This is a genomic window from Geomonas silvestris (assembly GCF_014193515.1).
Lineage (GTDB): Bacteria > Desulfobacterota > Desulfuromonadia > Geobacterales > Geobacteraceae > Geomonas > Geomonas silvestris.
In genome coordinates this window covers 732,927-748,444 of the sequence record NZ_BLXX01000001.1, presented here as the reverse complement: position 1 = coordinate 748,444, position 15,518 = coordinate 732,927, and the positions used below count along the sequence as shown (strand labels likewise).

Here is a 15,518-nt window from a genome sequence, read left to right as displayed (position 1 = left end):
TTGCGGAAGGAGTATCAGCCGCTCCTTTGCCGCTTCGCCGCCCTCGAGCTTGTGCCGCATCCCGGCTGGTTCGAGCGGCGGCGGCGCCGAGACCGGCTCGGCGCTACTTGGTCCTCCACCGGTAGGGGATGGGCGGGTCCTTCAGGAAGTCAACCGGGAGGTAGAGCAGGTGCACCAGCTTGGTGAACGGGAGCACCGCCACGATCAGGAAGGCCCCGGCCGCGTGCAGCTTGACCGCGAGCGGCAGCTCCGCCACGTACCCCAGCTGCGGGTTGAAGGAGACGACCGACCAGAGGTAGGGGACTGCGGAGTGCAGGTACCACTGGGTCCCCCAGCGCAGGAAGTAGCTGACGTAGATCCCGGTACCGGCCTGGAAGACCAGCAGGAGGAGCACCAGCCAGTCGCTGCCATAGGTGACCCGGGACAGCATCCCGGAGTTCACCCGGCGCAAGAGGAGGATGAGGCACCCCATGAGGGCGAAGAGCCCGAGCCCGAGCCCAAAGCTCTCCACCAGGAGCAGGGTCTGCTGGTTCCCCAAAAAGGGCTTGAAGAGCCCCGGGAAGGCGAACCCCAGGATGTGCGCCGTGAGGATCGGTATGATCCCGTAGTGCCAGGGGTTGATCCCCCAGAAGAGGAACTTCCGCTCCAGGAACTGGGTCGAGTAGGCGCTCCAGGTGAGCCGGTTGGAGAGGAACCGGTAGGGCGTGACCAAAAGGACCAGGGCGAGTGCGGCGTAGGGGAGCGCTATGAAGATCAGGTTGTTCAGCATGTCGATACCTCCCGGCAGTCGTGGCTTACCAAGAGCCCCGCCGCCTCTACCAGGGTGAGCCAGGGGGAGAGCCCGCGCGCCCCGGTCGCTTCGATCAGCTTGTCCAGGCCGGGCTGCACCTCGTGCGCGATGAACTGGCGTCGCAGGGTGTCCTCGCCCAGCCCAGCCAGGTGACCCAGGAAGGCGAGCAGCACCCGCAGGTGGTCCGGGAGCTCGTTTTCGGGGGGTGCGAAGTCGAAGCTGCGGTACTGCTGCTTGACCCGGATCAGGTAGGCCCCCTTTTTCTGGTTGTCGCCGTAGAGGTGGTGCCCCAGGTACGGGGCCTGGGCCGGGTTGAAGTCGAACTGCGCGACGTACTCCTCCTGCAGCTCGGCGAGGCTGGCCTCCTCCAGCAGCTCCCCGAAGGGGGCGGCGGGCGGGGCCATGCCGTATTCGGAGAAGAAGGAAGCCACCAAGCGGTAGCTCTCCGTCAGTTCCTGTTTCCCCTTGGGGTAGTCCAGCAGGCGGGCGAGCGCCTGGTAGCTTTCTTGGATGCTCATCTCCCCCTCCCGGTCTTCTTGAGGATGCCGAAGCCACCCTGTTGCTTGCGCCGCTCGGGGTCCTGCTCCTCGCGCTGCTGCGGCGGGATCACGTTGCGCTCGTCGTAGCTTGCCAGGGTGAAGAGCCGGTAGAGCCTCTTGGCGGCAGCGGCGTCGAGGCCTGCCTCGGCGAGCGCCGCGCTGTCGCTCTCCTTTTTCAGGTTCGCGCTGCGCATGAAGACCCTCAGGGCGATCAGCTTCTTGAGGGCCTCCTCGATCACCTCCCGGTTCCCACCGGAGAGGATGCTCGCCAGGTACCCCACCGGGACCCTGAGGGTTTCCAGGGCCGGGATCATGCCGTGCTCGAGGAGCTTATGGGTGTCGCCCCAGGTGGAGAGAACCGGGGAGAGCGACGGGATGTAGTAGGCCATCGGGACGGTGCGGAACTCCGGGTGCAGCGGGAGCGCCAGGCCGAACTCCTTCACCAGGGTGTAGACCGGGGACTTCTCGGCGGCGTCCAGCCAGCGCTCGGAGATCCCGTTCTTCTTCGCCGCGGCGCGCACCGCCGGGTCGCGCGGGTCGAGGATCAGGTTGCGGTGCGCCTGGACCAGCTCGGCGTCACCCTTGAGCGCCGCCCCCTCCACGCCGTCGGCGTCGTACAAGAGGACCCCGACGTAGCGGATGCGCCCGACGCAGGAGTGGGCGCAGGCGTTGCACTGCCCGCCTTCCACGCGGGGGTAGCAGAAGATGCACTTCTCGGCCTTTCCGGAATCCCAGTTGAAGTAGACCTTCTTGTAGGGGCAGGCGCTGGTGCAGAAGCGCCACCCCTTGCAGACCTCCTGGTCCACCAGGACGATGCCGTCCTCGCCGCGCTTGTAGATGGCGCGCGAGGGGCAGGAGGCGGCGCAGGCCGGGTTGAGGCAGTGGTTGCAGATGCGCGGCAGGTACTGCATGAACATGGAGGCGTAGGAGTCGATCACCTGCTTTTCCTGCAGGTTGGGGTCCTGGGCCGCGTAGATCTGCGAACCGGAGAGGTCGTCGTCCCAGTTGGGGCCCCCCTGGATCTCCTCGATCGGCTTCCCGGAGATCTGGGAGAAGGCCCGGGCGGTCGGCTGGTCGTCGCCCGCCTTGGCCCCGGCCAGGTTCCCGTAGTCGAAGTCGAAGGGCTCGTAGTACTCCTCGATCTTGGGGAGGTTGGGCTGGAAGAACATGTTCAGGAGGGTGGGGCCCTTCCCCATCGCCTTAAGCTTCAGGCTCTTGCCGTCCACCACCCAGCCACCCTTGAAGCGCTCCTGGTTCTCCCAGTGCCTGGGATACCCGACGCCCGGCTTGGTCTCCACGTTGTTCCACCACATGTACTCGGCGCCCTTGCGGTCGGTCCAGATGTTCTTGCAGGAGATGGAGCAGGTGTGGCAGCCGATGCACTTGTCCAGGTTGAACACCATCACGATTTGGGCTCTTACGTCCATATGCGGCTCCTTGTCGCCACCTAATTGAGTTATTCCGGTGCTGCCGTTACCGCCCTTCGAAGGTTCAGCCGGAAATTCCGCGAACCACATCCCCCCTCCCTTGACGGGAGGGGGCCGGGGGGTGGGTGAAGCTGCCAGCTGCGCCGAGGTGGCGCCTTCCCCCTCACCCTGTCCCTCCCGCAGGGGGAGAGGGGACGACGAGTGGGTGGAGGTATCTGACGGTCTACTTGAGCTTCCTGACCACCACGTAGCTGTCGCGGTTCACCCCGGTGGGGCCCCAGTAGTTGAAGTAGTAACTGAACTGGGCGTAGCCTCCGAGCATCAGGGTCGGCTTCAGGCGGATGCGCGAGAGGCTGTTGTGCACCCCGCCTTTCCTGCCGCTTTTCTTGGACTTCTTGATGTTGAGGGTCCGCTCCGGGGCGTGGTACATGATGGCTGCCCCCTGCGGGATGCGGGCGGAGACGATGGTGCGGCAGACCACCACGCCGTTGGCGTTGTACATCTCCACCGTCTCGTTGTCCTCGATCCCGGCGCTCTCGGCGTCCTTGTGGTTCAGCCAGACCGCCTGCCCGCCGCGCGACAGGGTGAGCATCCTCAGGTTGTCGCTGTAGGTGGAGTGGATCCCCCATTTGCCGTGCGGGGTGAGGAAGTTGAGCACCAGCCCGGTCTCCCCCTCGGTCTCGTCCAGTACCCGCGGGTCGAGCTTCCCCTTGAAGGTGGGGAGCCCCTCGTAAAACTCCCGGTAGTAGGGGTGGTCCAGGTAGAGCGACTGCCGCCCGGAGAGGGTGCGCCAGGGGACCAGGTGCTCCACGTTCAAGGTGAAGGGGGAGTAGGGGCGCCCGTCGTTCATGAGCCCGCTCCAGATCGGCGAGCTGATCACCCGGCGCGGTTTCTGGGTCACGTCCTCCCACTTCATGCGGAAGTCGCGATTGCCTGCGGAGATCGAGGCTAGCGGCTTGCCGACACGCTTCTCCAGCTTCTGGAAGGCGCGGTGCGCCAGCTCCCCGTTGGTCTCGGAGGCGAGGGTCAGGATGACGTCCGCGACGGTCTTCTCCTCCTCCAGGTCGACCCGCAGCTTCCCGGCGAACTCCCGGGTCGGGAGGGTGTCGAGGAGCTTCTCCGCCTCGTCGTCGGCGTCGTAGTAGTTGCCGTGCGACCCCAGGTGCCCGATGTCGGGGCCGAGGGAGCGGAAGCGCTGGTAGATGTTCGGGTAGTCGCGCTCCACCACGGCCAGGTTGGGCATGGTCTTGCCGGGGATCGCCTCGCACTCGCCGAGCTTCCAGTCCGCCACCCGGCGCTGGGCGATCTCGCCCGGGGTGTCGTGCAGAAGCGGCGCGGCCACCACGTCCTTCACCGGGGTGGGGAGGTGCTTCTCGGCGAGTTCGCTCACCTTTTTGGCCACCGCGGAGAAGATCTTCCAGTCGCTTCTCGATTCCCAGGAGGGGGGGGCCGCCGCGTCCATGCAGTTCACGAAGGAGTGCATGTCGGTCGTGTTGAGGTCGCTCTTCTCGTACCAGGTGGCGGCAGGCAGTACGATGTCCGAGTAGAGGGTGGAGGTGTCCATCCGGAAGTTCAAGTCGACCACCAGGTCCACCTTCGCCTCGGGCGCCTTCTCGTGCCAGACCAGGTCCTTCACCTGCCCCTTGGCGACCTCCTTCGCGGTGAAGCTCGCGTTGGGGGCCCCCAGGACGTGCTTCAAGAAGAACTCGTGCCCCTTGGCGGAGGAGGAGATCGCGTTGCCGCGCCAGATGAACCAGACCTTGGGGGAGTTCCCCGCACTGTCCGGGTCCTCCACCGCAAAGCGGGTGGTCCCCTTCTTGAGGCGATCCACCAGCCAGGTGCGGATCTCGGCGTCGGACTGGGCCCCTTCCGCCTGGGCCTTTTCCACCAGTTTCAGGGGGTTCTCGTCGAAGTGCGGGGCGAAGGGGAGCCACCCCAGGCGCACCGCCTTGGCGTTGAAGTCGGCCGCGTGCATCGGCATCTTCTCCCCGGTCTCCGGCTTGAAGTAGTCGACGAAGGAGCGGTCGTAGCGCCACTGGTCCGAGTGGATGTACCAGAAGCTCGGGGTGTTCTGCAGCCGCGAGGGCTTCACCCAGTCGTGGGCCATGGCGATGGAGGTCCAGGGGGAGAGCGGCGCCACCTTCTCCTGCCCTACGTAGTGTGCGAGCCCGCCGCCGTTTCTCCCGACGCTGCCGGTCAGGATGAGCGCGGTGATGGCGGCGCGGTAGATGAGGTCGTTGTGGTACCAGTGGTTCACCCCGGCGCCGATGATCACCATGTTGCGCCCGCCGCTCTCTTCGCCGTTTTGCGCCCACTCGCGCGCGATCTTCAGGACGGTCTCGGCGTCGATGCCGGTGTGCTTCTCCTGCCACTTCGGGGTGAAGGGGAGCTCGGAGTCGTAGCCGTGCGGGTAGTCCCCCTTGAGACCTCGCGACACCCCGAACTGCGCCATGAGGAGATCGAAGACCGTGGTGACCGTGATCTCGCCGTCGCGGGTCGCGACCCGGCGCACCGGCACCTCGCGCAGGGCGTCCTTTTCCCCCTCGAAGCGGAAGCGGACCCGCGCCGTCTGCTCCCCCAAAAAGGAGAGCTTGAGGTCGATCTCCGAGCCGTCCACCTGGTCCTTCATGTCCAGGTTCCATTTCCCCTCTTGCTTGCTCCAGCGCGAACCGAGGCTGCCGTTGGGGACCCGCACCTCTCCCGCACGGTCGGCGACGCACAGGGTCCAGTCGGCGTGCTCGAGCGAGGCCGAGCGCTCGAAGCGGTCGGCGCGCACCAGCTCCCCCTGGACCCAGGCCCCGTCCTTCTCGGTGAGCTCCACCAGGAAGGGGAGGTCGGTGTACGTGCGGGCGTAGTCGTCGAAGAAGGGGACGCTACGGTCGGCGTAGCACTCCTTGAGGATCACGTGGTTCACCGCCATCCAGAAGGCGCCGTCGTGCCCCTGCTCGACCGGGAGCCAGGCGTCGGCGAACTTGCTCGCCATGGAGTAGTCGGGCGACATGACCACCACCTTGGTGCCGCGGTAGCGCGCCTCGGAGAGGTAGTGGGCGTCCGGGGTGCGGGTCATCGGGACGTTGGAGCCGCACAGCACGATGTAGGAGGCGTTGTACCAGTCGGCCGACTCGTTCACGTCGGTCTGCTCGCCCCAGACCTGCGGGGAGGCGGGGGGGAGGTCGCAGTACCAGTCGTAGAAGCTCATGGCGACGCCGCCGAACAGCTGCAGGTAGCGGGTGCCGGCCGCGTAGCTGATCATCGACATGGCGGGGATGGGGGAGAAGCCGACGACCCGGTCCGGACCGTGCTTTTTCGCGGTGTAGATGTTGGAGGCGGCGATGATCTCGATGGCGGTTTCCCAGTCGCCGCGCCGAAAGCCCCCCATGCCGCGCCGGCCGGTGTAGGAGGCGCGGGCCTCGGGGTTCTCGACGATGCTGGCCCAGGCCTCGACGGGGTCGTCGAAGCGCCCTTTGGCCTCGGTCCAGCGGTCCAAGAGCGCCCCGCGCAGGTAGGGGTACTTGACCCGCAGCGGGCTGTAGAGGTACCAGGAGTAGCTGATGCCGCGGGGGCAGCCGCGCGGCTCGTGGTTCGGCACGCTGCCGTCGAACTGGGGGTAGTCGTTGGCCTGCAGCTCCCAGCCGACGATGCCGTCCTTCACGTGCACCATCCAGCTGCAGCCGCCGGTGCAGTTGACGCCGTGGGTGGAGCGCACCACCTTGTCGTACTGCCAGCGGTTGCGGTAGAACTCCTCCCAGTTGCGGGACTCCGGCGAACGCTCGTCCTTTATCCGGTTCGACATCAGCGGATCCTCCTCTTGAAGGCGATGGCGCCGGCCAGGCAGAGGGCGAAGAAGCCGAGGCCGGCGGCGGGGTAGGGATCATCCGCCGCCTGCTTCTGCGCGGCCTGGTCCTTGAAGAGCGCGGTGAGGGCGGTGATCTCCTCCTCGCTCAAGGGGCGCTCGGCGTAGATCTTCTTCATGATCGGGAAACTGAGCCCCTTCAGCACCCCCTTGGTCCCGTTCTCGCCCAGCCTGCCGTACATGCCGGAGAGGTCCTTGGCGAGCGAACCCCCGTTGATGCCGGGATAGCTCAGGCGGTGGCAGGAGACGCAGGGGGCGCCCCCCTTGCCGAAGCGCTCCTTGCCGGTGAAGAGCGCGACGCCGGTCGCCAAAAGCTCCTTGGTCACCGGGGCCTCGGCCTTGGCGGCTTCGGGCGCCACGCCGGCCGCGGGCTGCGCCCCGTCGGGGGCACCGGCGGCTTCCTCAGCCGGGGTACCGCCTCCCAGGAAGGCCACGATCTTCTTGGCGTCCTCGCGGCTCACCCCGAGGTTGGGCATCTCCATGCCGAACTTCTTCACGAGCTCCTGCTGCGCGGGGTCCTTCTCCGCCGTCAGCTTGTCCGGCTCGACGATCACCCGCTCCAGCCACGCGGCGGGGTGCTTCGCGGCGACCCCCTTCAAGTCGGGGCCGCCTCCGTCGCCGCCGCCGATCGTGTGGCAGCCGGCGCAGAGTTTCTCGAAGAGCTCCTTTCCGGTGTCGGCCTGGGCGCTCACTGCCGCGCCCAGGACTGCCGACACCAGGAGCAGGGTGCGCAGCGTCTTGGTTCCTTGGACCATCTGGAGCTCCTCCTTGTCGTGGCTTCCCGGCAGGTCGCACCGGTCCGGGAGACCGCGCCCCGGTTGCGGCGCGATTGTTTACGGTGACTGTAGAACAGGATTTTGAAACGGTTCTTGACCTAGGTCAAAAAAGTGCGGGTTTGTTCCGGTTCTCGCGCATGAAAAAAGTCAGATGTAAGCGTGAAACTGCCAATGGAGATGCGGTCTTACTCAATGAGCCCATCTGCCACTGTCACAAGGCCGTTGAGATTCTAGCACCCGAGTAGATTTATGCTTTGCCGGTAGGGAATTTAAACGGCGAGGTAGGAATGCGGGATAGGAGTAAAGCGTTGGAAAATATTTAGAAAACAAAAAAGACTCCCTCTCCGGCCGGAGAGGGAGTCTTCGGGGCCTGGGAGGTGGGTGTTAGGTGAGGCTCGCGATATCGATGGCGAAGCGGAGAGTGGAAAAACCGCTCAACGGGAAGGGGCACGGGCGGCGGCCTGCTTCCGGGGCGCCGCTGCCGCTGCCGCAGCAGGAGGCACCCGGAACGAGCACGTCGACGCTTATTCCTGCGGGGCGTGGCACAGCGGGCAGAGCGACACGGCGGCGGCAAGCATCCAGGTCAGGGCCATTATGATCACGACGAGTTCCATGGTAAACCTCCGGTTATCCGCCCGGGGGCGGAGCTTTTCTCTTTCGCCATCCTAGCACCGGCAGCTTTGGCGGGTATGACCCAGGTCAAGAAAACCGCTTTGCCGTCACCCGCCGCTTCGCTTCCTGGGGCGGCCCGGCCCCCTTCGCGGGATCATCCTCCAAACCGCAGGGCCTTGTCCTGTTCCCGCTGACAGCGCTTTCGGCCCGTTTCCGCTGCCGCTGTGGCGGCCGCTGCGGGCCCGGCGCCGAATCGTCCAATCAAATCAAAATGTTGCATTAAGTCCTACATAATGTGATTGCCTTAAGGTGCAATTTGATTTAAATTACCGCCCCAGTAAGGAACCGTCACCTTGGTACTGTATCTGTTGCGCCTTTTATACAGTTTCTCCGGTAGCTGCTGTTCCGATCTAAGGAGATCCCGTGTATGACGGAAACCAGTCCGAACTACCTGCCGCTCATCCTCATCGTTGACGACGACGATGTGGCCCACGGCATCGTCAGGAGCACCCTGGAAAAAGGGGGCTTCCGGACGGTCCGTGCTCCCGCACAAGGCGACCCGCTCCCCCTTTTCATCGAACGGCAACCGGACCTGGTGCTCCTCGAGCTGAAAGCTCCGGAGTGCGCGGGGCTCGAAAGCTGCCGGCGCATCCGCTCCCTGGTGCTTGGCCGCTACACCCCGATCCTGGCGGTCACCGGCAGCGACGAGGGGGACCTGGTGCACCGCGCCTTCGAGGCGGGCGCGAGCGACTTCGTCGCCAAGAGCGGGAACCCCGAGCTCTTGGTGTACCGGGCGCGCTGCCTGTTGCGCAACGGCCGGCTTCTGAAAAACCTGCAGCAAAGCGAGGACCGGCTGGCGCGGGTGCAGCAGATCGCCCGGCTGGGGGACTGGGAGTGGAGCCCGGAGAGCGGGCGCTTTTGGAAGTCGCAGCAGATGTTCGCCATCTTGGGGACCTCGCAGGACGCCGACAACGGCACCCTGATGGCCTTCCTACAGCAGGTCGCCCCCAAGGACCGCGACCTGGTGCGCGAGCAGTTCGAGCGGGCCCTGGACGACCCGGCGGGGTGCGACTTCGAGTGCCGCATCGTGCGCGGCGACGGCAGCGAGCGCCAGGTCTGGATCTACGGCCGGCGAGAGCCGACCGGCGCGCCGCGCAGCGTGCACCTGGTGGGGACCCTGCAGGACGTGACCGAGGCGCGCCGCAGCGAGGCCCGCAGCCGGATGCTCAAGGAGGCGGTGGACAGCCTGCAGATCGGCATCACCTTCTCCGACGCCAACGGCCGCATCGTCTACCTGAACCCGGCCGAGGCCCGCATGCACGGCTTCGAGGTGGAGGAGCTGATCGGCCGGGAGGCGCGCGCCTTCGCCGCCACCCAGCACCGCCGCCAGACCCCGCCCAACCGGCTCACCGACGGCACCACCTGGCGCCGCGAGAGCGTGAACGTCAGGAAAAGCGGCGAGGAGTTCCCGGTGCTGCTCACCTCGATCCCGGTCCTGGACCGCGAACAGCGCTACCTGGGGATCGTCACCACCTGCGAGGACATCTCGGAACGAAAGGAAAACGAGGAGCGCATCAACCGGCTCGCCTACTACGACAACCTGACCGGGCTTCCCAACCGGAGCATGTTCCTCGAGAGGCTGCACCAGTGCCTGGCCCAGGCAGGCCGGGACGGCGACGCGCTCAGCCTGGTCTTTTTGGACCTGGACAACTTCAAGGACATCAACGACACCCTGGGTCACGGGGCGGGAGACAAGCTCCTCTACGAGGTGGCCTTGAGGCTCAGCGAGTGCATCCGCGAGTCGGACCTTCTGGCGCGCCTTGGGGGGGACGAGTTCGTGGTCCTTTTGACCTCCATCTCCTGCCAGGACCGGGTCGCCGCCGCCGTACAGCGCATGCTGGACATCTTCCAGGACCCCTTCGAGATCGAGGGGCGCACCGTCTACTCCAGCGCGAGCATCGGCATAGCGCTCTTCCCCGACGACAGCCACGACGCCTCGAGCCTGTTCCGGAGCGCCGATACCGCCATGTACCACGCCAAGAGCGAGGGGCGCGGCCGGTTCCGCTTCTTCTCCGAGGAGATGAACCACAAGATCCTGCACCGGGTCGCCCTGGAAAACGCGCTGCGCCAGGGGCTCGAGCGCGGCGAGTTCTTCCTGCACTACCAGCCCCAGTGGGATCTGAGGACCAACAAGATGGTGGGGGCCGAGGTTCTCTTGCGCTGGCAGAGCGCCGACTTCGGGCTCATGCTCCCCTCCGATTTCATCTCGCTCACCGAGGATTCCGGGCTCATCCTGGGGATCGGCGAGTGGGTGCTGCGCTCCGCCTGCCTGCAGGCGCGCCTTTGGGCCGAGCAGGGGCACCCCGAGTTCCGGGTGGCGGTGAACGTCTCGGGCAAGCAGTTGAAGCAGCAGGATTTCGTGGCGATGCTGAACCAGGTGATCTGGGAGACCGGGGTGGATCCCAAGAGCCTCGAGCTGGAATTCACCGAGAGCGTCATCATGGAAAACGCCGATCGGACCATCGAGACCCTGGAGGCCCTGAAGAACATGGGGGTGCAGCTCTCCATCGACGACTTCGGCACCGGTTACTCGTCGCTTAACTACCTAAAGCACTTCCCGGTGGACCGGATCAAGATAGACCGCTCCTTTGTAGCCGACGTAAGCCGCAGCAACGACGACGCGGCCATCGTCGAGGCGATCATCACCATGGCCCAGAGCCTGAGCCTCAAGGTGCTCGCCGAGGGGGTCGAGAACTCGGACCAGCTGCACCACCTAAGCGAGCTGGGGTGCGACGAGGTGCAGGGGTTCTACCTCGCCAAGCCGATGCCCGCCGACGCCCTGGAGGGGAGCCTGGGACGCGAGCACGGCCGGCGCATCGGCAAGCACGAGGTGACCGAGTGGTTCGACAGCCGCTCCGACGGCTCCCCCTGGCCCGCGGCACCCGCCAATCCGGCAAAAAACTCGCGCAGGATTTGCGCCGCACGAGAATCCGGCTAAACTCCTTCCAGCGGCCCATGAGCCCGCATCGGGCGCCGCACTCACGAGGAGGGAGGCAACAATGAGCAGAGAACCGCACGAGCACTACCAACGACTCAAGGCACGCCACGGCGAACTGATCGGCGCAGTCGAGGCGCTGCGCCAGGCGGCAGCGAACTCCGGTCCCCTGGACGCCAAGACCGGTCTTTTGATCCAGCTGGCCGCAGCCGCCGCGATCCGGTCGCACGGTTCGGTGCACAGCCACACCATCCGCGCCCTGGAAGCGGGTGCGACCCCGGAGGAGATCCGCCACGCAGTCACCGTCCTGACCAGCACCATCGGCTTTCCCACCGTCGCCGCCGCCCTCGCCTGGGTGGACGACGTCCTGGAACGCGGCTACTGACCCCGACCCCTGAAAGACCACGACCCCTGGCACCCCGATAACGGCTGCCGGGGGTCTCTTTTTGGTTCATCCGGATTTTCGGGGAAAGCCGTCCAATTAAGTCCCCTCTCCCCTTGCGGGAGAGGGCCAGGGTGAGGGGGAGGGCGCCACTTCATGGTACATGGCAGCTTCACCCACCCCCCTGCCCCCTCCCGTCAAGGGAGGGGGAATGCGGTCTCCACGAAAATTCCCGAAGCACCCACTTTTGGAGGCACTCCATGGATCTGCAACTCACCGACAAGCTCGCCCTGGTCTCCGGCTCCACCAAGGGGATCGGTTTCGCCATTGCCCGGCTCCTGGCCCGGGAAGGGGCGCGGGTCATCGTGAACGGCCGCAGCGAGGAGGCGGTCGGCCACGCCATGAAAGGTATCGCCCAGGAGGTCCCCGGCGCGCGGCTCGAAGCCTTCCCCGCCGATCTCTCGCAGGCCGCCGAGGCCGCGCGGCTCATCGAGCGCTTCCCGGCCGTCGACATCCTGGTCAACAACCTGGGGATCTACCAGCCAAGCCCCTTCGAGGAGATCACCGACGAGCAGTGGCGGCACATCTTCGAGGTGAACGTCCTGAGCGCGGTGCGCCTGTCGCGCCTCTACCTCCCCGCCATGCGCGAGAAGAACTGGGGGCGCCTCATCTTCATCTCCAGCGAAAGCGGGATCCAGATCCCGGTGGAGATGATCCACTACGGGATGACCAAGACCGCGATGCTGGCCGTGTCGCGTGGCATCGCCGAGAGCCTCGCCGGCACCGGGGTGACCAGCAACGCCGTGCTTCCCGGGCCCACCCTCTCGGCCGGCGTCGAGGAATTTGCCACCAAACTAAGCGGCGGGCGTACTCTGGAAGAGTTCGAGAAGGAGTTTTTCCAGACCGTGCGCCCGAGCTCCCTTTTGCAGCGCTTCGCCAGCATCGACGAGGTGGCCAACCTGGTCGCCTACGTGGCGAGCCCGCTCTCCTCGGCGACCAACGGGGCGGCCCTGCGCGTGGACGGCGGGGTAGTGCGCTCCTGCTTCTGACCCTGACCTCCGGTGTGGCGGCGTGAGGCCGCCGCACCGGAACCCTCGAACACCCACCGACGGCTCGCGGAGACTTTATGATCCGTGGCACCTTTTCCCGACTCCTCAGCTGGATCGGCGGTCTGAGCCCTGCCGCGCTCACCGCGATCTTTCTTACCGGCAGCGTCTGCTGGCTTTTCGCCGCCGACCTCGTACTCTTCCGCCTCCTGGCCGGGCGCCCCGAGCAGTGGCCGGGGGCCTCGGCAGTGGTGGACGGGCTCGGGGTCCTCAGCATGGCGGTGATCATCTACCTTTTGAACCGCAAGATCCAGGCGCGCCACCAGGCGAGCGAAGAGCAGATCCGGGAGCAGGCGGCGCACGACGGGCTCACTGGGCTCTACAACCGCCAGGCCTTCGACGAGCTGTTGGCCCAGGCCCTCCAGCATTCCAAGCGGCACAACGAGTCGCTCGCCCTCTTGTTCATGGACCTTGACCGCTTCAAGGCGGTGAACGACCGGCGCGGCCACCTGGCCGGCGACGCCCTCCTGATCGAGACGGCGCGGCGCCTTAAGGAGTGCTGCGCGCTGCGCGGCGAGGACCTGGTGGCCCGGGTGGGGGGGGACGAGTTCGCCGTCCTGATGCGCCAGCCCGAGCTCCCCGACGGGCCGAGCGTGGTGGCCGAGCGCATCCAGAAGGTGGTCGCCCAACCCTACCAGGTGGACGGCTCCCCGCTTAAAACCAGCGCAAGCGTCGGCATCGCGCTCTACCCCTCGGACGGCAGGGAGCCAAAGCAGCTCTACAAGATGGCGGACCTGGCGCTCAACCAGGCCAAGGAGCAGGGGCGGGGTACCATCTGCTTCTACGGCGGCACCTGGCAGAAGGAGCGCGACGAGAGGCTGCAGCTCGAGCAGGGGCTTTTGCGCGCGCTCACCCACGATGAGCTCTTCCTGGTCTACCAGCCCAAGCTGGACACGAGCTGCATGCGGGTCGTCGGGGTCGAGGCCCTGGTGCGCTGGAACCACCCGCACCTCGGGGTGCTGGGGGCGGCGGGGTTCGTCCCGATCGCCGAGAGATCCGGGCTCATCTGGCCGCTCACCGAGTGGGTGCTCAGGGCCGCCTGCCGCCAGGCCGGCACCTGGTACCGCGAGCAGGGGCTCGACGTGAACGTGGCCGTCAACATGCCCCCCTCGGTCTTCGACCACGAGGACCTGGAGCCGGTGATCGTGCGTGCCCTCACCGAGGGGGGCCTTCCGCCCGACCGGCTCACCCTGGAGATCACCGAGCAGTCCCTGATGACCTACGCCTCCGAGCCGCTGGAGGTGCTGGAGCGGCTCCAGGCGATGGGGCTCCAGGTGCAGATCGACGACTTCGGCACCGGCTACTCCTCGCTCTCCTCCTTGAAGCACTACCACTTCCAGGCGCTCAAGATCGACCGCTCCTTCGTAAGCGACGTGGTCACCTCCTCGGAGGACGCCGCCATCGCCACCACCATCATGTTCATGGCCAAGTGCCTCGACATGGAGGCCATCGCCGAAGGGGTGGAAAACGAGGCACAAAAGGAGTTCCTCGCCTCCATCGACTGCCGGCTCATGCAGGGGTTCTACTTCGCCCGCCCCTTGAGCGCCCGCGACGCCAGCGAGTTCATCGCCCGGCTGAACCGGGACAAGGACCCTCTCCCCACCTGATCACGCAATGCCGCTTCCGGCAAACCCACATCTCGCATCCTTTTAATTTCCGTGCTCTCTCAGGCGCGGCTTTCATACTCTCCAGCCGCAGCGGGGCACTCTTTGGCGCAGGCTGACCCGGGCTTCGCGGGGCGCCGTGCCTTTCTTGCCTTGGCAGGGGCGTCCGCTATACTCTCTGAGAATTTTCCAATAAGGCGACACGAGGAGCGACGCATGGCAGAGCGACAAAAGACGGTGGCGGTACTGACCGGCGGCGGCGACGTGCCGGGCCTAAACCCAGCGCTTAAGACACTGGTCTACCGCGCCATTGACAATTCCTACCGGGTGCTCGGCGTTCGGCGCGGCTGGGGCGGGCTCTTGAACCTGGACCGCAGCGACCCCGAGTCGCGGGAGCGCTTCGTGATACCGCTGGATCGGCAGACGGTGCGCACCGTGGACCGCACCGGCGGCACCTTCCTGCACACCAGCCGCACCAACCCCGCCAAGGTGGCCGGCTCCGAGACCCCCGACTTCCTGCGCGAGGCGGGCCCGGGCGCCGACCAGGGGGGGACCTGCGACTACACCCAGCACGTGCTGGCGAACCTCGAGCACCTCGGGGTGGACGCCCTCATCGCCATCGGCGGCGACGACACCCTAAGCTACGCGGAGAGGCTGCACCGCGAGGGGTTCCCGGTGGTGGCGATCCCCAAGACCATGGACAACGACGTCTACGGCACCGACTACTGCATCGGCTTTTCCACCGCGGTGACCCGCAGCGTCAACTTCATCCACAACCTGCGCACCAGCGCCGGCTCCCACGAGCGGATCGCCGTGGTGGAGCTCTTCGGTCGCAACTCGGGGGAGACCTCGCTCATCTCCGCCTACCTCTCCGGGGTGGACCGGGCGCTCATCTCCGAGGTCCCCTTCGACATCGAGAAGCTTGCCCAGCTCCTCATCGAGGACAAGCGCAGCAACCGGAGCAACTACGCCATGGTGACCGTCTCGGAGGGGGCCTCGATGATCGGCGGCCAGATCGAGGAGTACGGCCAGGAGGACGCCTACGGGCACAAGAAGCTCGGGGGGATCGGCGTGGTGGTGAGCGAGGCGGTCAAACGGCTCACCGGGTCGCACATCATCTACCAGCAGCTCTCCTACCTGATGCGCAGCGGCGCCCCCGACTCGCTCGACCTCATGGTCGCCTTCAACTACGCCAACATGGCCATGGACCTGGTGGCCGAGGGGATGAGCGGGCGCATGGTCTGCCTGCAGGGGGGGACCTACCGGCACATCCCGATCTGCTCGATCATGCAGGGGCTCAAAAGGGTCGATGTCCCCGAGCTCTACGACACCCTCGAGTACCGCCCCAAGGTGCGCCACGTCCTAGGCAAGCCGATGTTCCTCTACTAGCGAAAGAGCCATAACGCCCGCCCGCCGGGCTCCGACCGTCCAGCT

At 66.3% G+C, this 15,518-nt stretch carries 10 protein-coding genes; 5 read left to right on the top strand and 5 right to left on the bottom strand.

Annotation, left to right across the window (positions count from 1 at the left end; genetic code table 11):
* Positions 1 to 103: 103 nt before the first annotated feature.
* From GMST_RS03160 to GMST_RS03140, 5 genes are all read right to left on the bottom strand, one after another.
* Entirely contained in the window at positions 104 to 769 is a 666-nt protein-coding gene (locus tag GMST_RS03160; RefSeq protein ID WP_183353151.1) for a respiratory nitrate reductase subunit gamma, read from the bottom strand.
* The gene (gene narJ / locus GMST_RS03155) at positions 763 to 1,308 is read right to left on the bottom strand and encodes a nitrate reductase molybdenum cofactor assembly chaperone (RefSeq protein ID WP_183353150.1); all 546 of its coding nucleotides are present in this window, start codon (positions 1,306 to 1,308) and stop codon (positions 763 to 765) included. The genes GMST_RS03160 and narJ overlap by 7 nt, the downstream gene beginning before the upstream one ends.
* Complete coding sequence (gene narH / locus GMST_RS03150; RefSeq protein WP_183353149.1) at positions 1,305 to 2,756, bottom strand: nitrate reductase subunit beta; 1,452 nt, start codon at positions 2,754 to 2,756, stop codon at positions 1,305 to 1,307. Before narH ends, narJ begins: the two co-directional genes overlap by 4 nt.
* Before the next feature lie 223 nt (positions 2,757 to 2,979).
* Positions 2,980 to 6,549, bottom strand: a complete 3,570-nt coding sequence (locus GMST_RS03145; protein WP_183353148.1) for a nitrate reductase subunit alpha — start codon at positions 6,547 to 6,549, stop codon at positions 2,980 to 2,982.
* Entirely contained in the window at positions 6,549 to 7,364 is an 816-nt protein-coding gene (locus GMST_RS03140; RefSeq protein ID WP_183353147.1) for a c-type cytochrome, read from the bottom strand. The genes GMST_RS03145 and GMST_RS03140 overlap by 1 nt, the downstream gene beginning before the upstream one ends.
* Positions 7,365 to 8,424: 1,060 nt before the next feature.
* Here GMST_RS03140 and GMST_RS03135 point away from each other — a divergent pair.
* The 5 genes from GMST_RS03135 (at position 8,425) to GMST_RS03115 (ending at position 15,473) form a co-directional block, all read left to right on the top strand.
* Positions 8,425 to 10,995 (top strand): two-component system response regulator, encoded by a 2,571-nt coding sequence (locus GMST_RS03135; RefSeq protein WP_183353146.1) that lies wholly within the window; start codon positions 8,425 to 8,427, stop codon positions 10,993 to 10,995.
* A gap of 61 nt (positions 10,996 to 11,056) precedes the next feature.
* Positions 11,057 to 11,377, top strand: a complete 321-nt coding sequence (locus tag GMST_RS03130) for a carboxymuconolactone decarboxylase family protein (protein ID WP_183353145.1) — start codon at positions 11,057 to 11,059, stop codon at positions 11,375 to 11,377.
* A 257-nt stretch (positions 11,378 to 11,634) separates the two neighbouring features.
* Entirely contained in the window at positions 11,635 to 12,423 is a 789-nt protein-coding gene (locus GMST_RS03125; RefSeq protein ID WP_183353144.1) for an SDR family NAD(P)-dependent oxidoreductase, read from the top strand.
* Between the two features lie 77 nt (positions 12,424 to 12,500).
* Positions 12,501 to 14,087, top strand: coding sequence for a putative bifunctional diguanylate cyclase/phosphodiesterase (locus tag GMST_RS03120; RefSeq protein ID WP_183353143.1), 1,587 nt, complete (start codon positions 12,501 to 12,503; stop codon positions 14,085 to 14,087).
* Between the two features lie 213 nt (positions 14,088 to 14,300).
* On the top strand, positions 14,301 to 15,473 hold the full coding sequence (locus tag GMST_RS03115; protein WP_183353142.1) for a 6-phosphofructokinase: 1,173 nt from the start codon (positions 14,301 to 14,303) through the stop codon (positions 15,471 to 15,473).
* Positions 15,474 to 15,518: the final 45 nt, after the last annotated feature.